At 65.6% G+C, this 19,719-nt stretch carries 12 protein-coding genes and 1 tRNA gene; 6 read left to right on the top strand and 7 right to left on the bottom strand.

Annotated features, from left to right (window positions below):
* The first annotated feature begins 71 nt into the window (after positions 1-71).
* A tRNA-Arg gene (locus EV278_RS19115) sits at positions 72-148 on the top strand.
* A 223-nt stretch (positions 149-371) separates the two neighbouring features.
* On the opposite strand, the gene EV278_RS19110 is transcribed toward EV278_RS19115, so the two are convergent.
* From EV278_RS19110 to EV278_RS19100, 3 genes are all read right to left on the bottom strand, one after another.
* Complete coding sequence (locus EV278_RS19110) at positions 372-1,709, bottom strand: hypothetical protein (RefSeq protein WP_132095016.1); 1,338 nt, start codon at positions 1,707-1,709, stop codon at positions 372-374.
* Positions 1,706-2,071: a hypothetical protein gene (locus EV278_RS19105; RefSeq protein ID WP_132095014.1), complete on the bottom strand. Its 366-nt coding sequence runs from the start codon at positions 2,069-2,071 to the stop codon at positions 1,706-1,708. The genes EV278_RS19110 and EV278_RS19105 overlap by 4 nt, the downstream gene beginning before the upstream one ends.
* Before the next feature lie 1,165 nt (positions 2,072-3,236).
* The gene (locus EV278_RS19100) at positions 3,237-4,250 is read right to left on the bottom strand and encodes a cupin-like domain-containing protein (protein ID WP_132095012.1); all 1,014 of its coding nucleotides are present in this window, start codon (positions 4,248-4,250) and stop codon (positions 3,237-3,239) included.
* 399 nt (positions 4,251-4,649) lie between these two features.
* Here EV278_RS19100 and EV278_RS19095 point away from each other — a divergent pair, with 399 nt between their 5' ends.
* The 5 genes from EV278_RS19095 (at position 4,650) to EV278_RS19075 (ending at position 14,095) form a co-directional block, all read left to right on the top strand.
* On the top strand, positions 4,650-7,952 hold the full coding sequence (locus tag EV278_RS19095) for a TonB-dependent receptor (RefSeq protein ID WP_243692266.1): 3,303 nt from the start codon (positions 4,650-4,652) through the stop codon (positions 7,950-7,952).
* A gap of 186 nt (positions 7,953-8,138) precedes the next feature.
* Positions 8,139-9,671, top strand: coding sequence for a tryptophan halogenase family protein (locus EV278_RS19090; RefSeq protein ID WP_132095010.1), 1,533 nt, complete (start codon positions 8,139-8,141; stop codon positions 9,669-9,671).
* Positions 9,668-11,173, top strand: a complete 1,506-nt coding sequence (locus EV278_RS19085) for a tryptophan halogenase family protein (RefSeq protein ID WP_165916707.1) — start codon at positions 9,668-9,670, stop codon at positions 11,171-11,173. The genes EV278_RS19090 and EV278_RS19085 overlap by 4 nt, the downstream gene beginning before the upstream one ends.
* Before the next feature lie 10 nt (positions 11,174-11,183).
* Positions 11,184-12,710, top strand: coding sequence for a tryptophan halogenase family protein (locus EV278_RS19080; RefSeq protein ID WP_132095006.1), 1,527 nt, complete (start codon positions 11,184-11,186; stop codon positions 12,708-12,710).
* Positions 12,711-13,369: 659 nt separating this feature from the next.
* Positions 13,370-14,095: a hypothetical protein gene (locus tag EV278_RS19075; protein WP_132095004.1), complete on the top strand. Its 726-nt coding sequence runs from the start codon at positions 13,370-13,372 to the stop codon at positions 14,093-14,095.
* Here the strand turns inward: EV278_RS19075 and EV278_RS19070 are convergent.
* The 4 genes from EV278_RS19070 to EV278_RS19055 form a co-directional block, all read right to left on the bottom strand.
* Complete coding sequence (locus tag EV278_RS19070) at positions 14,067-14,351, bottom strand: hypothetical protein (protein WP_132095002.1); 285 nt, start codon at positions 14,349-14,351, stop codon at positions 14,067-14,069. The genes EV278_RS19075 and EV278_RS19070 overlap by 29 nt on opposite strands.
* A 34-nt stretch (positions 14,352-14,385) precedes the next feature.
* Complete coding sequence (locus EV278_RS19065) at positions 14,386-15,627, bottom strand: S8/S53 family peptidase (RefSeq protein WP_132095000.1); 1,242 nt, start codon at positions 15,625-15,627, stop codon at positions 14,386-14,388.
* A gap of 419 nt (positions 15,628-16,046) precedes the next feature.
* Positions 16,047-18,743 (bottom strand): glycoside hydrolase family 2 TIM barrel-domain containing protein, encoded by a 2,697-nt coding sequence (locus EV278_RS19060; RefSeq protein ID WP_132094998.1) that lies wholly within the window; start codon positions 18,741-18,743, stop codon positions 16,047-16,049.
* A gap of 90 nt (positions 18,744-18,833) precedes the next feature.
* Positions 18,834-19,637 carry a FadR/GntR family transcriptional regulator gene (locus EV278_RS19055; RefSeq protein ID WP_132094996.1) on the bottom strand — a complete coding sequence of 268 codons (804 nt, stop codon included), beginning with the start codon at positions 19,635-19,637 and terminating at the stop codon, positions 18,834-18,836.
* Between the last annotated feature and the right edge of the window lie 82 nt (positions 19,638-19,719).

The following is a 19,719-nucleotide window of genomic DNA, read 5'->3' as shown; positions in this document are numbered from 1 at the left end:
TGCAACGCTTTTCCGTCCGGGGTTCGCAGGCCGGGAAACTTGCGCTATGCACCCTGGCGCACGCGCAACGCGGCCCGGTAGCTCAGCAGGATAGAGCAGCGCTTTCCTAAAGCGAAGGTCAGGGGTTCGAGTCCCTTCCGGGCCGCCATTTTTGTATCGTGCCAACTTAAGACTGACCACATTCCAACTTAAGGATGACCATAGCTGCGAGTGAGTCGCACCTGGGGTAGTCGGTGCCCTCCATGCCGTTTCCCGCCGCCAGCAATGTCCGAGAAGGGTCGGCTGCGTGCGGCACGCTTGGCCTTGCGCGCCGTCACTTGGGAAGCCGAAGCAAGCGATGACCGAAAGAGGGGACGACCGTTGCTAGACGGTTAGTATTTGGCCGCGAAGCCGACGGACCACTTGTCCTCGGCCTCGTCGAGATCTTCGTCGCGCCCTTTGGTGTAGCCAAGGTCGATCCCGAAGTCGCGATCCTTGTTGAAGTAGATCGAGACAGTGGCGTCGAAGAGGTTGAGGTGGTCGGGTCCGCCCCTGAAGCGGCCCATGTAAATATCGCTGATCTTCAGTTCCACCGGCGTCTCGTCCGCCTGACCGACGAACCGCAGGCCCAGACGCGCGCCTGGCCGAATGAAATCCTTCGACGCTTCCGCGTCTCGATCACCGATCTTGGCGAAGCGCCCGCTGTTGAGCCGGACATCACCGATCACATTCCACCAGATGTCCGAGTCGCCGATCTCCGTCTGACGGTTGATGAACGAGAAGGTCGGCCGCAGCAGCAGGTTCAGGCCCTCCACGCGACTGTGGTCGTCGTGGTTGACGATGACCTTGGGGATGGCCGCCGCGCTCCAGACCGGTGATTGTATGTGACCGCCGCCGACGTCCTTGGGGACCGACAGGCTGTAGGCTAGGATCGCCCCGTACTCGACTAGGTCGCTGGAGACCTTCTTTCCGTCGGTCTTGGTTTTGCTGGTGTCGAAGTTGACGCCGACGAAGGGGACGAACGACCCCAGCAGAACCTTGTCCGAGCCAGGCTTGGTTCCCCCGATCGGGAATGCGTAGCCCAGAGCGCCGACGAACTTGGTCGATTTCTTCCCGGCCGTCTGGTCGTCTTCGAAGCTGATCTCGACCTTGTCGGTGTCGTCGAACCCGTCGCCGCCGTGGGAATAGATCAGGTCGGTGGAGGTGCCGCGCGCGCGGAAGTTACGCAAGCTCCAGGTCTTGGTCTTGCCGTCGTCCTCGGGCTTTTCGGTTTCGGCTTCCTCGGCCTTGCAGCGAAGCTGAGCGCTGGCGGAAGCGAAGAACATCACTGGGTCGCGCTCGGCCTGGGTGACCGCGATCGTGAAGGTCTTGGCATCGGTAAGCGCATAGTCAAAGGCGTTGCCCGCATTGACCAAGGCCTCATACTCGGCCGTGGAGCAACCCTTCTTGCCCTCTCCGCAAAACGCGTCTCGCAACATCAGCGCTTGCGCAGCGGGGGAATATCCTGGGCGCTGGTTGGCGGCGGCGATCTTGGTCTCGAGCGTGCGGCTGACCTGACCCTTTTCAATCATGGCGACGGCTAGGGCCGCCTTGTCCACCGGCCGGGTGATGTCGATCTTGCCGGCGGCGTCACGCGGGCAATAGGCCGGCGCCTCAGCCAGGGCACCGCCGACGCAGCACAACGACGCCACGACCGCGATCGGCGCAAGATGTGAGCGGGCGCGGCTCATGTGGTGGCCTTGGTGATGCGCAGTTTCAGTTGGCTCAGCGTGTCGGCGAGCGCGGCCACGACGAAGGCGGCGTTGAACGTGAAGGTGTGACCTTTCTGGCTTAGCCGAAAGCGCACCGCGGTCAGGTAGCCCAGCATGCCGTCCTGATTGTAGCGGTAGTCCTTCGACATCACGCCGCCCGGATCATGCGGCGGGGCCCTGCCATCGTCGGTCAGCTGGTCCTCACAGGCCATGCTGACGTCGAAGGCGATCGAACTGCCCAGCGCCGCGTGCAGCGCCTCGACCGTGGACGCCTTTCGAGACTTGGCGCGGCTGGCGAAGAAGCGCCGCACACGCGGCAAATGCTCGCTTGGAATGTCCATCTGTTCCCCCGATGTCCTGGCCCCCGAGCCCAACCGGCTGTGATGGCGCTTCGCGCCCCGGCCGGCGAACTCAACTTCGCATAACGACGTTCTTGAGTATGCCCGCTATGGTTAAGTTTCGCAACGGGCGCTCGCGCCCTATGCGGCCGTGCCCCCCGGACTTTACGCCTGCTGGCTCCAGCTCTGGTGCGGTGAACAGTGGACGTCGCCTTGGGGGGCGAGGTGAGGCGACAGGCCAACGTCAGCATTTCCCCGCCATCGACCGTGAGACCGGGCGCGAAGTCAGCGCTGGCGAAGAACAGGGTCCACATCACGCCGTTGGCGGGCCGGGCATAGTTGCCGCCCCAGCTCATCACTGGATAGCGCGGCTGATCGTCCAGAAGCCGTGGCCGATCTGGAACCGGCCACGCTCCTAGTGATCAGTCGCGGTTGGGTCCGACGGTCGGGCAATTGGGTTGGCCCTATAGTGGTGCCAACTTAGAACTGGCCGCGTTCCAACTTAAGAGTGGCCGCACATGCGACTGGATCGCAACTGTCCGGGCAAGTTTGCGATGTTGAGACTGCTCAGGTGGCCTTTGCCCAAACTGTTGCCGCAGCTCACAATTTTAGGCGTGAAGGCCACTCGTAGGAAGTTCTGCGAGCGCTAATTCCTGCACGCGGCGATTGAACGTTGTCGCAATACGCAGCAGGCGCTCTCGCTCCTCTGATGGGAAAATTTTCGTGCCCACCGCAGCAATCAAGGAGCGCCCAAGGCTGTGGAAGGCGTCGTTGAGGGGCGGGCAGGAGGCTTGGCCCCAACAGGTCGCCGCCTGGCCGACCGCGTCCAGGACGCCGGTCACCAGCAGGGCCTCTGCGGCCGCGGGCCGGCCGACCGTGACGATTGCCGACTAGGCGGCGACGAACGGCGCGCGGACGGGGCGGCCTCGTCCATGGAGAGGCCTGGGGCTTGTCCAAAGGTCAGTCGGCGGATCCTGCAAACTCTCTTCGGCGCTGATCACACGGACGGTTGGTCGGCCATCTTTCGCCTCTTGTGTCCAAGGGAAGCCGCGCGGCGAGCATGGGGTCGGCCGCAAGCGATTGGAGATCCACGGAATCTGGGCGTAACCCAGGCTTGATCTCGCCACCGGGGTCGCGGCGTCGATTTCGGCCCTGTTTGGCGGCCCTTTCAGGGGCGCCCGAGCGCCCGAGCGAGCATCGTACGGAGGTTGCGCGCTTGGTCGGGGGTGATCGGACCAAGCACCCCTCGGCTCTTGGGCGGCAGATGCTCGCCGGGGTCGCCCTGGGCCTGGAAGACATAATGGGAAAATACCGCCTGCCACGCCTGGCGATGGGCGGGCGGAAGCGCCTTGATCGCCAGGATCGCGTGCATCATCGCGTCGCGCGGCGCGCCATAGACCGCCGAGGGCGGCGTCCACCAATAATTGACCAGCACATTGATCGGCTCCAGCGAACGGACGTGGTGCCACCAGAGATAGGGGATGTAGATCGCGTCGCCGGGCTCGAGCTCGGCGGTCATGGACGCGGCGCGGGCGGCGGCGAACCGCGGGTGGACCTCGGGATCGGCTTCGTCCAGCGCCACCAGGCTGATGGTCGCCCCGGCGGGCGTCATCTCCATGGGGCCGACATAGAGGTTGCTGATCTGGTCCGGCGGGAACAGCGTGAACTCCCGCCGGCCCGCCACTACGCAGGCGATGTTCTCGGCTGGATCGTAGTGGGTCGCGACGGTGACGGCGTTGCCGATCCATAGCCGCGGATCGACCGTGTCGGCCACGAGCCCCAGACGGTTCTCGGCCGAGAACCCGGGCAGGTTGTCGCGCGAGGTGATCGACTGGGCGGCGAGAGCCGGCGGGCGTTCGTCGCCCAGATGTTCCAGCAGGAAGTCCAGCACGGTCGATACCCGCGCCGGCTGCTGCTGAAAATTGAAGCCGCTCAGGTCGTCGTTATAGAAGAACCGGCCATTGATCCGCGGCGGCCCCGAGACGGTCTTGATCTGTTGGCCTTGGTCGAACCGGCGCAGGTAGTCGCAGATGGCCGCGGGCGAGGTCCGCCCGGCGGCCACCACCGGCCAGTCGCCCACCAGACCGCGCATGACCACCGGTCGCGCGGCCGGCACAACTTCGTCCCGGAAGCGCTCCGGCGTGACGTTGTCCAATTCGGGAATCTGCGTGGGAATGGTCATCAGGACTTCGGTCTCTGGGTTGGGCGCGCCGACGATAGCGCGGCCAAAGGACGCGGGCCATCCGGCGGGCTTGGCCTTTCAGGACCTGACAACGCTTTCTGCAATTTGTTTTATTTAATTTCCATTGCGCTTCCATTACGATGTCGTAACGTAGCTGTCGGGACAGCGTACGTAGGTAAGCGTGTTGAGACAGCGCTGTCCGAACGGCGGGGCTTGAGGGGGTTATCGAACAATCACGCGGGCAAACGCGTGATCCTGGGGCGGGAACAACGGATCGATCCGACTTCGTCGGCCATCGCGACGCCAGCCCTTCAGATCGAAAAAGCGGCCACCATAGGTCGCGATGAAAAACAACCGCGCCCTGGCGTTGAAAATGGTCTCTGTGGGAGGAGAGAGGGAATGAAGAAAACAAGGTTCAAGCGCGCGTCCGCGCGACAGGCGATGCGCTACGGCGCCTCCGCCCTGGCGTTGGGAGCGGTCACGTTCGGCCTGGCGCCGACCGTCGCCTTCGCCCAGGCCGCCGCGCCGGGCCAGGAAGCCCAGGCCACGGTCGTGGATGACACCACGGTCACCGAAGTGGTCGTCACCGGCGTCCGCCAGGCGCTGAAATCGGCGCAACAGCTCAAGCGCGACGCCGACACCGTGGTCGATTCGATCACCGCCAGCGACATCGGCGCCTTTCCGGACAAGTCGGTGGCCGAAGCCCTGCAGCGCGTGGCCGGCATCACCGTCAACCGCTTCGCCGCCACCGCCGACACCGCCCACTTCTCGGCCGAACCCTCGGGCGTCATCGTCCGCGGCCTGCCGCAGGTGCGGTCGGAGTTCAACGGTCGCGACAGCTTCACAGCCAACTCGTCGCGCGGTCTGGGCTGGGGCGATATCTCGCCCGAGCTGATGGCCGGCGTTGACGCCTACAAGAACCAGACCGCCGAACTGATCGAAGGCGGCATCGCCGGTACGATCAATCTGCGTACTCGCACACCGTTCGACTCCAAGGGGCGGCTGTTCGCCCTGTCGGTCGACGCCACCTACGGCGACCTGGCCGACCGCGTCACGCCGAGCGTCTCGGGCATCTGGAGCGACCGCTGGGACACCAAGATCGGCGAGTTCGGCCTGATGGCCAACTACGCCTATTCCCAGGTGATCACCAATTCCGAAGGCATCCAGTACGGTCGGACCGCCATTTTCGACGAGGGAATCTATTCGGGCAAGGGCCTGAAATACATCCCGTCCAGCGTGTCCTATCGCGACAACACCTATGACCGCACCCGCAACGGCGCGGCCTTCGCGGCGCAGTGGCAGGACCATGACCACAAGTTCTTGGCCACGCTCCAGTACAACCGGTCCAAGTACAAGAACGAGTGGGAAGAATATGTGATCGGGGCCAGCCCGTTCAGCCTGTTCGCCTTGCCCACCTCGTTCCACGTGACCCCCGGCAGCACGTTGATTCCCCAGCCGGCCCCCGGCACCCCGGACTTCACGTTCGACGACCAGGGCAATTTCCAGAGCGGGGTGATGACCTCGGACATCGGCTGGTGGGGCGCGGACAACGCCGGATCGGCGCAGGTCGCCCAGAACAGTTCGGGCCAGCAGATGGTCAACGCCTGCTACGGCTGGAACGGTTGTACGCCGGCCCGTCGCGGCGGCGACTTCACGACCGACACCCGATACAACGTCGGCACCAACATCACCGAGGACCTCGGCTTCAACCTGAAATGGAACCCCACTGAAAAGTGGCGCTTCAACTTCGACGTCCAGAAGGTCGAAGCCACCGTCGACAACTACGACATCGGCGTGGGCCAGCAATCGTTCGCCAACATCGGCCTGGACGCCACCGGCGACCACCCCAAGCTGACCCTGCTGCCCGGCACCAACATCAACCTGGCGCCCGGCGGGCTGCTGAACCCGAACGCCTACCGCTACAACTACGTTCAGGACCATATCGAGAAGTCCGAGGGCGACGAGTTCGCGACGCGGCTGGACGCCCAGTACCTGTTCGAGTCGGACTGGCTGGATTCGATCAAGGTGGGCGTGCGCTACGCCGACCGCGACCAGACCGTGCGCTGGGGCAGCTACAACTGGGGCAACATCGCCAACACCTGGAGCAACAACGCCGCCTGGTACAACATCGACAGCTATGCTCCGGCGCCGAACGGCGCGGGCGGCACCTTCACCGGCTATCAGCGCGGCCTCAGCGACACCCGCCGGTTCAGCAACGACTTCTTCGGCGGCGGCCTGCTGACGCCGCAGGAGTTCGTGTTCTTCAACATGGACAAGCTGAAAGACCACGCCGGCATGCAGCAGGCGCTGGGTTCGGCCTCGACCGGTGTGGGCGATTGGAACGCGCTGTGCTCGGGCAAGGGCCGCCGCTCGGCGGAGACCAACTGCTTCCTGCCGTCCGAAATCCTCAACGTTTCCGAGGAGAGCAAGGCCGCCTACGCCATGCTGAAGTTCGGCGGCCACGCCGGCACGCTGTTTGGCCACACCTATTCGGGCAACCTCGGCGTCCGCTATGTCGAGACGACGGTGGAAAGCAAGGGATCGACGGCCTTTCCCGTGACCCTGAACGCCAGCCAGCTGGTCTGCGAACCGCGGGGCGCGCCCCAGCCCGGACAGCCGACCCCCGAGATCACCCAGACCATCGGCTGCTATATTTCGGCCGAGGATCGGGCGTTCAACTCGGGCGCCACGACCCCGAGCACGATCTCGACCAAGCACGAAAACTGGTTGCCGAGCTTCAACTTCAAGTTCGACATCAACGACAAATGGCTGCTGCGCTTCGCCGCGTCGCGTTCGATGGCCCGCCCCGACATGGGCAACCTGAAGAACTATCGGTCGATCAGCATCAACCTGCCCAGCGTCGACAATCCCAGCGATCCGCGTTGGCAGCGCAATTCGGCCGGAGTCATCACCGGGGTTGCGCCGCGCTACACGGCCAGCTCGCAGAATCCGCGCCTGAAACCGATCACGGCCGACCAGTATGATCTGTCGCTGGAGCACTACTTCGCCGATGTCGGCTCGTTGTCGGTCGCCGTTTTCCACAAACAGTTCCACGACTACATTCAATTCGGGTCGTTCAACGAGACCTTCACCAGCAACGGCGTGACCCGCACCGTCGAGGTGAATGAACCGGTCAACGGCAAGGGCGCCAAGATCCAGGGCGTCGAACTGGCCTACCAGCGCTATTTCGACTTCCTGCCCGCGCCGTTCAACGGCCTGGGGGTTCAGGCCAACTACACCTACGTGAAGAACAAGGGCATCGTGAACACCAACATCACCCCCGTCTCCAACGACGGCGGCGGCGGAACTGGTGGCGGGGGCCTGCAGGCGGTCGCCGACAGCATCAAGGTCGACTCGCTGGAAGGCCTGTCGGAGCACGCCTACAACGTGGTCCTGATGTACGAGAAGGGTCCGTGGGCGGCGCGCGCCGCCTACAACTGGCGCTCTAAGTACCTGGTGACCGCCGTGGACTGCTGCGTGGCCTTCCCGGTCTGGCAGGACGCGGCCGGCTTCCTGGACGCCTCGATCCGCTACAAGGTAAACGACAACGCCGAGATCAGCCTCCAGGGCAGCAACCTGCTGGCCACCGAGACGGTGCTTCGTCAGCAGGTCACCGACTACGACAAGGGCGGGAAGCTCACGCCCAACGCCTGGTTCAAGAACGACCGCCGCATCCAGATGGGCGTGCGCCTGAAATACTAGCCTTGGCACTGGGTGCGCCGCGAGCGATCACGGCGCATTCCCTCCCCTCGGGGCGTCGGAACCGACGCCCCGATTTTTTGACAATGCCGATCGCGCGCTCGATCATCCGCCCGCGTCGGTCGGCGGATTCTAGGATCAGAATCCTCGGGCGTCTGAGCGGCGGCGCCGAGGATCGGAGTTTTCTTGATGCCAGCACCTCTGAGGGTGGTGATCGTCGGTGGCGGGACGGCCGGCTGGATGTGCGCGGCGGCCCTGGTCGGCGCGGTTCGCCCTGGCGTCTGCGAGGTCCGGCTGGTGGAGTCCGACGAGATCGGCATCGTCGGCGTGGGCGAAGCCACCCTGCCGCAGATCAAGGAATTCAACGAATATATCGGCGTCATCGAAGCCGACTTCATGCGCAAGACCAACGCCACGTTCAAGCTCGGCATCGAGTTCGTGGACTGGGGCTTCAAGGGCTCGTCCTACATCCATCCCTTCGGCGTGCACGGCAAGCCGATGGGCGGCGTGCCGTTCTATCAGTACTGGACCAAGGCCCGCCAAGGCGGCCGCACCGACGATATCGAGGACTTCTGCCTGCCGATCGTCGCAAGCCGCCTCAACCGCTTCGACTTCCCCACTACCGACGAAGGCGGGATTAACTCGACCTTCGCCTACGCCTATCATTTCGACGCCAACCTCTATGCGGGCTTCCTGCGAGAGTTCTCGGAAGCCCGAGGCCTGCGCCGCACCGAGGGCAAGGTCATCGACGTCACCTTGCGCGCCCAGGACGGCCATATCGCCGCGATCACCCTGAACTCGGGCGAGGTGATCGAGGGCGACCTGTTCATCGACTGTTCGGGCTTCCGGTCGCTGCTGATGGGCAAGGCGCTGGAGGTGGGCTACGAGGACTGGACGCCGTGGCTGCCCTGCGACCGGGCCCTGGCCGTGCCTTGCGAGCGCACCGGCCCGCTGACGCCCTACACCCGCTCCACCGCCCGCGAGGCCGGCTGGCAATGGCGCATCCCGTTGCAGCATCGCACCGGCAACGGCTACGTCTATTCCAGCCGTTTCATCAGCGACGACGAGGCGGCGGCGACCCTGCTCGCCAACCTGGACGGGGCGGCGCTGGACGATCCACGGCCGCTGCGCTTCCAGGCCGGCCGGCGGGAGAAGTCCTGGCATCGCAACTGCGTCGCCGTGGGCTTGGCCAGCGGCTTCCTGGAACCGCTGGAGAGCACCAGCATCTATCTGATCCAGGTCGCCATCACCAATCTGCTCAAGCTGATGCCCGCCAGGACCATAGACCCGGCGCTGGTCGAGGAGTTCAACCGGCTGGTCGACGTGGAGTACGAGCGGGTGCGCGATTTCCTGATCCTGCACTACCACGCCAATACCCGCGACGACGCGCCCCTCTGGACCTATTGCCGCGAGATGGACGTACCGGAATCGCTGCGCCGACGGATGAGCTTGTTCCAGCACCGGGGCCACATCCACAAGTACGGCCAGGGGCTGTTCGCCCCGCCCAGCTGGCTGTCGGTGTTTGTCGGCCAGGGCTTGCGCCCGGCCCACTACGACCCGCTGGTCGACAACCTGCCCTATGAGCGGATCGTCGCCGAGATGGACGCGCTGCGCGACAGCGTCGCGCTGGCCGCCCGGAGCATGAGCGATCATGCCGCCTTCGTTGACGACTATTGCGCCTCGCCCGCCGCGGTCCGTCTGCGGGAAGGCGTCGCGTCGTGAGCCGGCCGATCCGCAGCGTCGCCGTGGTCGGCCGTGACGTCTCGGCCTGGTTGACCGCCCTGGCCCTGCAGCGCGCTTTCGGCCGCCAAGGCGTCAGCGTCACGGTCGTCGAACTGCCTTCCGCCCTACGGGCCGTCGACGCGGTGATCGCCCTGCCGGCCCTGGAGGGGCTCCACCGGCTCCTGGGTCTCGACGAGTCCGAGGTGCTGGCCGCCTGTTCGGGCGTCTACGCCCTGGGTCAGCAATTCGCCAACTGGTCGCGTTCGCGCCCGCCGTTCGTCCACGCCTATGACAGCCAGGGCGCGGCCCTGCGCCAGATCCCTTTCCTTCACTACTGGCTGAAGGCCCGCGCCGAAGGGTTGAACGTGGCGCTGGAGGACTTCTCGCTGGGCGCAGCGGCAGCCAAGCACGGCCGGTTCATCGTCCACAACGACGCCACCGACAGCTTCTCCAAGGCGCGCAACGGCTATCACCTGGACGCGCAGTCCTACGTCCGGCTGCTACGCCACAAGGCGATGGCGGCCGGGGCGCAGCGCGTGGCCGGAACGCTGGATCGCGTGGCGCGCACCCCCGTCGGCGTCGCCTCGGTCACCCTGAACGGCGGGACGAGCGTCGCTGCGGACCTGTTCGTCGACGCCTCGGGCCCCGACGCGGTGCTGGCCGGCCGGGCGCTGGAGGTCCCATTTGAATCCTGGTCCTCCTGGTTTCCCTGCGACCGGATCCTGGCCGCCTCGGGCCCGCGCCTGAAGCCGCTGCCGGCGATGAGCCGGATCTCGGCCTTCGGCGCGGGCTGGATGGGGATGTTCCCGCTGCAGGACCGCACGCCGGTTGTCGCGGCCTACGACTCGCGGCGCATCTCCGACGAGGAGATGGCGCGGACCGCCTCGGTGCTGGCCGGCATGGCGCTGGGCGATGCGGTGGTCAGCCCGTTCGCCGCCGGCTGCCGGGCCGCGCCCTGGACCGGCAACTGCGTCGCCATCGGAGAGGCCGCCGCTTGCCTGGAGCCGCTGGACGCCGCGCCGCTGCACATGATCCACCTGGGGATCTCGCACCTGATCACTCTTTTCCCGGTGGACGCCGACAACCTGCTCGAGGCCCACCCCTACAACGAGGCCGTGCTGTCCCACGCCCGGAACCTCCGCGACTTCCAGATCGCCCACTACCGGCTCAACGAGCGCCTCGACGAATCGTTCTGGGACGGGGCGCGGGCCGCCGAGCCGCCGCCTGGCCTAGCCTACAAGCTGGACCTGTTCGCCGCCCGGGGCGCGGTGGCGCTCTACGAGGACGAGACGTTCCAGGAGGAGAACTGGATCTCGATCCTGATCGGCCACGGCCTGATCCCCCGAGGCCACGACCCCCAGGCCGACGCCATGCCGAGGGAGGAGCAGATCCAGAGCTTCCAGCGCATGCTGGGCTTCATCGCCGCGGAGGTGCGCGAGATGCCGTCCATCGAGGCCCAGTTGGAACTGTTCGCGCCCCCGCCCTCATCCGCCTCGTTCTGAAGGTCGCCCGATGCCCGCTCTCCCGACGCCACCCGCACGGATTCGAGACATCGTCGTCGTCGGCGGCGGCACGGCGGGCTGGATGGCCGCGGCCGCCCTGTCCAAGGTGATGGGAACCCAGGCCTATACGATCACCCTAGTCGAATCCGAGCTGATCGGGACGGTGGGGGTCGGCGAGGCCACGATCCCGATGATCACGATGTTCAACAGCGTGCTCGGCATCGACGAGAACGAATTCGTCCGCGAGACCAACGCCACCTTCAAGCTGGGCATCGAGTTCGCCGGCTGGCGCCGCGAGGGCCACAGCTACTTCCACCCGTTCGGCCAGTTCGGCGTGGACATGGACGGGATCAACTTCAACCACTACTGGCTGCGCTGGATGCAGGCGGGCGGTGGAACCGACCATGGCCGCTTCAACGCCGAGACCGAGGCCGCCCGCCAGGGAAAGTTCGGGCGCACCGGCGACGGTCGCTCCCCTGGCCTGCCCAACATCAACTACGCCTTCCAGTTCGACGCCAGCCTCTATGCCGCCTATCTGCGCCGCTACGCCGAGAAGCGCGGAGCTCGCCGGACCGAAGGGCAGGTCGTCAAGGTCGAGCGGAACGGCCAGAGCGGCCTGATCGAGAGCCTGCTCCTGAAGGATGGCCAGGCGATCCGCGGCGACCTGTTCATCGACTGCTCGGGCTTCCGGGGCTTGCTGATCGAGGAAACGCTGCAGGCTGGCTACGAGGACTGGAGCCACTGGCTGCCGGTCAACCGCGCCGCCGCCGTGCCCTGCGCCAAGGTCGAGGATCCCGTCCCCTACACCCGCGCCACCGCCCGCGAAGCGGGCTGGCAGTGGCGCATCCCGCTGCAGCACCGCACCGGCAACGGCTACGTGTTCTGCGATCAGTTCATCAGCGAGGACGAGGCCGCCCGGCTGCTGATGACCCGGCTGGACGGCGCGCCCCTGGCCGAACCGCGCATCCTGCGTTTCGTCACGGGCCGCCGCCGCAAGTCCTGGATCGGCAATTGCGTCGCCCTGGGCCTAGCGAGCGGCTTCATGGAACCCCTGGAAAGCACCAGCATCCACCTGGTGCAGGTGGGCATCTCCAAGCTGCTGGCGATGTTTCCCAAGGGGGGCTTCAATCCGCTGATCACCGATCGCTACAATGCGGAGATGGAGGCGGACTACGTCAATATCCGTGACTTCCTGATCGCCCACTACAAGATCACCGAGCGCGAGGACACGCCCTTCTGGCGCTACTGCAAATCGATGAGCATCCCCGACAGCTTGGCGACGCGGCTGGAGATTTTCCGCACGCGCGGGGAGGCGATGGTCGTGCACCATGAACTGTTCAAGGAACAAAGCTGGTTCGCGGTGCTGATGGGCCAGGGCCTGACGCCCGTCGATCACCACCCGGTGGCGGACCTGCTGTCGGAGGACGAGCTGAAGCTGCGGTTGGCCAAGGTTCGCACCAGCATCCAGGATCGAGTGAATGGCCTCCCCGGTCATCAGCAGTTCATCGACAAGAACTGCCGCTCAGCGGCGGGGTAAGGCTTGGCGGTGCTGATAACTTAACGGCGCCGCAAGGGCGCGCAGGGCTGGTGTCGCGTGCGGCGTCATAGGTCACCCTTTGCGGTCGGTCGTTTGGTCCGCGAAATTGCCAGCGGCACTCATAGTTCTCCGCAGCATCCGTATCCGCGCCGCAAAGCTGTTAGGCAGTAGGCATAGCGGGGCGCGGCTTCTACGATGCCGAAATGCGCCGACGCCTGCAGATGCTTTCCGAGACACCAACCGGCAAGTCTTGGATCAGACAGTTCAAGGACGCCGATCAGCCGGCTGCCGCGAGCCTGCTCGACGCGATGTTGCTGCTCAACGCTGAGCATATAGGCCAAGCGCTGCGGAGCGAATTGAGGGCACTCGGTGACAGACGTCAGCAGATCTCGCCAATCCCGTCTAGGCGAACTCGCCGATCGTCAAAGTTCTTCGGCCGAAAGCCGTGCCGTCTGGCCAATGTGATTGGTCGTCTTGACGCGCAATCTAGCTCGCCATCAAGATCGCGCAGCGGGGCGAGATCAAGATCGTGATCTTCAACGACCCAGGCGAGGAACAACGATACGCTGCGGCGAGCGCGCACGATCGCTTGTCGGGCTTCTCGCTGAAGGCGAGCTCTGGCATTCGCGCCGGACGTGCGGTGATCGAGGGAAGGGGCGATGGACGCGATTCAGACCATCTACACGCGGGCGGCGCGTAAGAAGCTGGGCTACTACGCCAACTGGGAGCCGTCGCGTCCCTTGGCGCTGGGCGACTATGGCCTGCTGAGGGGGCAGCACTTCGAGCGCATCGGCTCTCTGACCAGCCTGGGCGTGACCTGGGTCGCGCAAACCAACGACAACGAGAGCCATAAGAAGTTCACCTCGTCCAATTCGGTGTCGGCCGTCCTTAAGGCTAAGGGCAAGGGGCCGGGGGGCAAGGCCAAGCTGGAGGTTGCATTCGGCAGCGCCAACACCGTCTTCCTGGACGCTGCCGGCTGCACTTATCAGGCCATTGAGGATAAGCGCGCACTCGGCCAGGCGCTCGAAGCGCTGGGCAACTTCCAGTCCAATTGGGTGGTGGTGACCGATCTCATCCCCGCCAAGCGGTCGATCATGGCCATTTCTTCCGCCGAGAAGGCCAATATCACCTTCGAGGCGCTCGGTGCGGTGGACGCTATCGATCTCGCCGATGCATCGATCGAGATCGGCGCCAAGAAGCAGTCAGCCATCGGCTATCTCGTGGACGCCGAAAAAGGCTTCACGCCGTTCTTTGGATTGTGCGGGTTCAAGCCGCGGTTCCCGTTCGGGAACGAGGGGCTGCGCCCCTTGAGCCAACGCGCGGGCGGACAGGCCAAGCCGGTCGTCGCGGACGTGGCTAGCGAGCTTGTTTTCTTACAACTCTAGGCGCGGGCCGGGCCGATGCGCGGGTCCCCAGCACCTGCATAACGAAGTCGTCCTCGACGATGAACTGACGCGCCAGAGCGGCCTTGATCTTCGGAACCTCGGCTTCATCGAGGCACACGCGGGTGCTGTAGCCCGGCCGGCCGATCAGCTTCAGGCTCTGGAACGGAGCGAAAATCGAAGCGAAGTCGAACCCCTTACGGTCTTTGGCGAACCGTTCGGCGAGGTCTTCGCGCATGGTGATGATGAGTTGGGTCATCAATCCGTCCTTTGCCGTTCGTACGTCAGCAAAGCTAAGATTTTATGTTCGGAGCGACGATTCCGGCACCTTCGAGAGCCTCCGGCATTCCGGAAGGCTTGCAAAGGGCCTTTAGTCGTTCCACGGCGTAGAGGGTTCGTGAGTGGTCACGGGGCATCCCCAAGTAGGTTGGGTCGGCGGCCAATTCAACGGCCAGGGCCCCGCAGACGATCGGCGCCGAAAACGACGTTCCCGTCAGGTCGTAAGTCGGCTTCCCCGATCGAGCGATGAGAATGCCGACGCCTGGTCCGATCGTATCCACGCCTTCACCATAGGCGCTTTCGCCCCAATGGAAAACCTTTTTGCCCTGCCATGTTCCCGTTGGGTTCTCTTCGCCGTATGAATAGTCCCGCGGCATGCTGCCCCGCGCGCCCCAGTCCACCAGCCCGAACGCGCCTACGCCGATGCAGTCGTCCAGCCGGGCTGGGAAGTCGGCGCGATCGGCCGGTTCGTTGCCGGCGGCGCAGACGATCGTTACCCCGTGCTTGCGCGCTAGAGCGATGGTCGCCTGAATCGCACTTTCGTCGGCCTCGTTCATCTCGACCGCGCCGGCGCTGAGGTTGATGATGTCCACCTGGTTGGAAACGGCCATGTCGAAGATCGCGTTGTTGATCAGGACTGGATCCAGATGACTCTGGGGAAGGTTGTCTGAGAGCGGGAAGATGAAATCCTCGTTCAGAAGGTCCTCATCAGAATAAGTCGCGCTGGCGAACAGAAGTTCCGCCCCCGGCGCCATGGGGGCGCAGGAAATAGGCGCCATCCTGTCCGACAAGATCCTGCAGACGGCCTCACCGTGGATCCAGAAGTCGGGATCCTCATCGACCACGCCGCCGTCGTCGTCGATTCTTTTGACGTGCCTGAGCGACTCATCTGGCGTGAAACCCGCGTCGATGACGCCTATCCGCAGCCCGGCACCGCGATTGGGATTGGCCAGATGGTCGGTGCCGAGCATTTGATGCCACCAGCTGTGACCCGAGACTTTGATCGGCGCGCACCACACCTCGGGCAGGGCCCGGAACGACTGGACACAGCTGGTCCAGTACCCCGGCTCCTTGGGGATGGCGAAGGCCCAGCATGCGTCCAGGGCAGGATCGTCTTCGTACTCGAACCAGCCTTGGCCGACGGGCATGGCCTCCTGGTGAAGCGTCTGGCCGCCTGCGTCGAAGAAATAGAGATGCACCTCGGCACGGATCTGTTTTCCACCGGGCTTGAGGACCCGGAGACGACGTTTTCGCATGATGCAACCTGATCAACCCCTAGATGTTCATGTGAGCGTCAGGTTGGCTCAAGGTCAAGCTTCACCAGTCTATATTACTGATGTTGCACAGGAAGGTGGCGGTCGGGGGCGTCGGAGCATATACAGCTTTATCGGGAAGTGCGGGCGTGACCTGTTCGTAGCGCCTTCCAGGAGGCTCAGTTGAACGCCGACTGTCCGATTTCTGGAGACGGGCCAATGTCCGGAAATGGCGCGTCGGCGCCGCCCCAACAGAGAGGGGGAAACCTCCAGCGCTTCGCGCAGAGCGGGCTGGCGGCGCGGGTCAGCGCGCCTCCTGACCGAGGTTGTCGCAGTACGGTTCAGCAGTGACCTGGATCAGGGCGCAATGCTCGGCGATCAAGGCGGGGGGCACGCCGAGCCGTTGGGGATTTCGTGCAGGTCTATGGCTTGGAGGCGAGCAGGGAAGAGATCTCGATCGCCGAGACGATCGCCTCGCCCTTGGTCGGGGCGAATTCCAGCATCAGGCCCTGGTCGCCGACGCAGGCCTCGAACGTCTTTTTCAACGCCTTGAGCGGACCGCCGGCCTCGGCTGAAACATCCAGGTCGGCCAGCACGTGCGCCCCGTTGGCGACGACGTCGAAGCGCCGCTCGCCACTGGCCAGCTTGGGTTCGACGAAGGTCAGGCTCACGCTATAGCGGCCCGGCGCGACCGGCGCCGCGTAGGCGAAGCGGCCCTGGCGATAGCTGGCGGCCACGTCGATCTCGTCGGTCCCGCTGATCTGGGCCCGCGCGGCGGGACGTCCGTAGTCGGCCGGCGTATTGGCCGACTGAGCCTCGCCGCCCTTGAAGAAGGCGTCCGAACCGAACGTCGTGGTCTTGCCCGCGCCGACGATCGCGCCGGCGTCGATGCGCAACGGCGCGGCCGGATCGGCCGGGCGCCTCCAGGTGATGCGGTCCTCGACGGGCCGGCCGCCGAAGTCGGCGCGGGCGACCAGGACGTTTTCGCCGGGCGCCAGGCGCACGGCCGGCCACACGCAGATCCGCTGCGGACAGTCGACGCGCGAGCCCAGCGAACGTCCGTTCAGCGTCAGCTCGGTCGTCGCGCCGTTCGAATAAACCCGCACGTCGGTAACCGGATAGGCGCGATCGACATAGCGCCGGCCATTGATGTGGACCGTGGGCGTCGTCGCCCAGTTGGCCTTGTAGAAGTACCAGGCGTCCTTGCGGATCTTGCGGTCATAGGTGACCAGCCCCTTGGTGTTGATGTCGTCGGCGTCGCCCTCGTGCCGGATCGTGGTGGCGAAGTCGAAAGCGTTCCACAGCCACGTCCCCCAGAGATAGGGGCGCTGCGACAGGGCCGCCCAGGCGGTTTCGTGGATGTAGCTCTCGTACTCCTCCGGCTGGGTGCGGCCCCGCGAGTCGATCGGTCCGCCCAGAACGTCGTCGGTGTGAATGGTCACCCCGCCGCCGGCGCCATATTCCGTCACCGACAGCGGCTGGCGCGGCCGCTTGGCGCGCAGGGCGTCAAGATGCGGGCCCAGGTCGTCGGGCGCACCGAAATACCAGCCGAAATAGCGGTTGGCGCCGCCCAGGTCGGCGGCCTCGGCGGTGGTCGGCACATCGACGCCGGCGGCGAAGACCCGGCCTTCGCAGCATGTCGCCAACGCCGTGGGACGCCCGGGGTCTTCCTGATGGGCCAGAGCGTTCAGCGACTTCAGCAGCGGCATCGGGTCCGGCGCCTTGCCATCCTTGTAGCCAGTCAGGAAGGCGGGGAAGGAGTTGCCGAAATCGACTTCGTTGGCGATGCCCCAGCTGGCGACCGAGGCGTGATTGTAGTTCTGCCGGATCAGTTCCTTGAGCTGCTGGCGCGCGTTCTCGATCAACGCCGGCGTCGGCTCCATCGCGCCGCCAAGCGTCCAGGCCGAGACCAGCGGGATTTCGTCCCAGAGCACGAAGCCGTACTTGTCGGCCAGATCATGGATGGCCTGGCCGTGCTGGTAGTGCGTCAGCCGGATGGTGTTGGCGCCCATCTCGCGCAGGGTGGCCATGTCGTCCTCGACGTCGGCGGGGCTGATCGCCCAACCCTTCCCCTCGCGGTCCTGATGATAGCCGACGCCGCGCAGGCGGTAAGGCTTGCCGTTCAGCAGAAAGCCCCGGTCGGAATCGAACCCCATCTGGCGCACGCCGAAGGGCGTCGTCATCCGGTCCAGCACCTTGCCGTCGGCCGAAACCAGATCCGTCTCCAGGCGGTAGAGGTAAGGGTCGGCGACGCCGTTCCACAGGTGCGGGTCGGCGAGCGAGAGGGCGAGCAACGCCTCGTGGGCGCCCTTGGCGGGGATGGCCGAGGCCGTGTCGGCCTGAGCGGCCAGACGGCCCGCGGCGTCATAGAGCTTGACCACCACACGGGCATTCAGCGCGCCGGCCCGGTCATTGCGCAGCTTGGCGCGAACCTGAATCTCGGCCTTGGCGGGCGAAAGCGTGGTGGTGCGGGCATAGACGCCGGCGCCGCCGAAATCGAGCATGTCAAAGTGGGCGGAATTGGTGAGGACGAGGCTGACGGGGCGGTAGAGGCCGCCGTGCACGAAGAAGTCGCCGGTCAGGGGCAGGATGTCGGCCGTGGCGGCGCCCGGCGCGGGCTTGCTGTTGTCGGTGCGCACCGCCAGCAGGTTCTGGCCGCCCCGCAGAGCGTCGGTCGCATCCAGGCGGAAGCGCGAGAAGCCGCCCTGGTGTTCGCCCAGATAGACGCCATTCAGCCAAACCTTGGCGGCGCGGCTGGCTGCGTCGAACTGCAGGTAGGCGCGACGGCCTTCCAGCTTGGGCGCGGCGAACGCCAGCCGATACCAGCCCACGCCCTGGGTCTTGTTGATGGTCTCGGCTTTGTGCGTGTGCTCGGGCCCGGCCAAGTAGAGACCCACGCGGTTCCAGGTGTGGGGCGCCGCGACGAGCTGCCAGTCGCGGTCGTTGAAGCTGGGGCTTTCCGCGCCGCTGAGCGCGTCATCCTGGCGAAAGCGCCAGTTGTCGGCCAGGGACATCTCGGCGCGCGTCGGTGGGGCCGCCGACTCGGCCCGGGCGGCTCCCGGTGTGGTGAGGGTGGCGATGAGGACCGTCATCGCCGTGGCCAGAAGCAGTCGTCTCATCGCCATGCCCTCCCGATCGCCCCCTGCTGAGGCGTTGGGGCGAGCTTAGCGCCTCAAATCAAATCTGCCAGATCAATTTGGAAAAATTGGTCAGTCAGCTTTCTGTGCGGCAGAAAAGCGGGCTCGCACGTCGGCGGCCACGCGGCGCGCTTCCTCCAGCGCCAGCTCTTCGGTCGTGAAGAGCAAGTGGTCCATCACGGCGGCGAGGTGGGCGCGCATGGCGGCCCTCGCGGCCTGTGAGTCGCGGGCCTTGAGCGCTTCGACGATGCGGCGGTGCTCGGCCACGACGGGGCGGATCTTGGCGCTGCGGGCCTTGTTGTGAAGCAGGGCGCAGGCCGGCGAGGTCGAGCGCAGGCGCCACAGCTCCTCGATCATCAGCACGATCCCGGCGTTGCGCGTGGCCTGGGCGATGGTCATATGGAACGCCCGGTCGGCGTCTTCGGTGACCTTCGGGCGCAGGTTCTCGGCCGTCATATCGTCCAGCAGCCCTTCTAGCCGGGCGATCTCTTCGTCGGTGATGTGATTGGCGGCCAAGGCCGCGGCTTCGCCCTCGAACGCCAGGCGCGTCTCGGTCAGCTCGAAGGCGGTGATGGCGAATCCGGGGTGGTCTTCGCGGCCCGGCAGCCGCCGGACATAGGCGCCCGAGCCCACGCGGATGTCGATGTAGCCCTGGACCTCAAGCGCGATCAGCGCCTCGCGCACCGCGGGGCGGCTGGCGCCGTATTCGGCGCAGAGCTCGCGCTCAGCGGGCAGGCGGCTGCCGATCTCGTAGCGCCCCGCGATCAGGTCGTCGAAAACATGCTGAGCCAGCCTCTGGTAGATGCGCTCTCCGCTCGCGGCGCCGTCTTCGGCAGGGCGCGTCTTTTCCGCGATCCCCTTTGCGCGAGCCGTCATTCCCAGTCTCCACGATCATCGTCGGCGTTGTGTGCGCGCGCCAAGCTGGCGCCCGGCGACGCGCTGTTCGATTGTGGTCCGG

This window comes from Caulobacter sp. BK020, assembly GCF_004342605.1.
GTDB lineage: Bacteria > Pseudomonadota > Alphaproteobacteria > Caulobacterales > Caulobacteraceae > Caulobacter.
The sequence above is the reverse complement of the archived record's forward strand: the minus strand, read 5'-3'. Positions and strand labels throughout refer to the sequence as shown.

What these genes read in the sequence shown, in the direction of transcription:
- EV278_RS19105 (WP_132095014.1), bottom strand. Translation starts at nt 2,071, where the DNA reads ATGGACATTCCAAGCGAGCATTTGCCGCGTGTGCGGCGCTTCTTCGCC.
- EV278_RS19080 (WP_132095006.1), top strand. Translation starts at nt 11,184, where the DNA reads ATGCCCGCTCTCCCGACGCCACCCGCACGGATTCGAGACATCGTCGTC.
- EV278_RS19060 (WP_132094998.1), bottom strand. Translation starts at nt 18,743, where the DNA reads ATGAGACGACTGCTTCTGGCCACGGCGATGACGGTCCTCATCGCCACC.
- EV278_RS19070 (WP_132095002.1), bottom strand. Translation starts at nt 14,351, where the DNA reads ATGACCCAACTCATCATCACCATGCGCGAAGACCTCGCCGAACGGTTC.
- EV278_RS19090 (WP_132095010.1), top strand. Translation starts at nt 8,139, where the DNA reads ATGCCAGCACCTCTGAGGGTGGTGATCGTCGGTGGCGGGACGGCCGGC.
- EV278_RS19110 (WP_132095016.1), bottom strand. Translation starts at nt 1,709, where the DNA reads ATGAGCCGCGCCCGCTCACATCTTGCGCCGATCGCGGTCGTGGCGTCG.
- EV278_RS19065 (WP_132095000.1), bottom strand. Translation starts at nt 15,627, where the DNA reads ATGCGAAAACGTCGTCTCCGGGTCCTCAAGCCCGGTGGAAAACAGATC.
- EV278_RS19055 (WP_132094996.1), bottom strand. Translation starts at nt 19,637, where the DNA reads ATGACGGCTCGCGCAAAGGGGATCGCGGAAAAGACGCGCCCTGCCGAA.
- EV278_RS19095 (WP_243692266.1), top strand. Translation starts at nt 4,650, where the DNA reads ATGAAGAAAACAAGGTTCAAGCGCGCGTCCGCGCGACAGGCGATGCGC.
- EV278_RS19075 (WP_132095004.1), top strand. Translation starts at nt 13,370, where the DNA reads ATGGACGCGATTCAGACCATCTACACGCGGGCGGCGCGTAAGAAGCTG.
- EV278_RS19100 (WP_132095012.1), bottom strand. Translation starts at nt 4,250, where the DNA reads ATGACCATTCCCACGCAGATTCCCGAATTGGACAACGTCACGCCGGAG.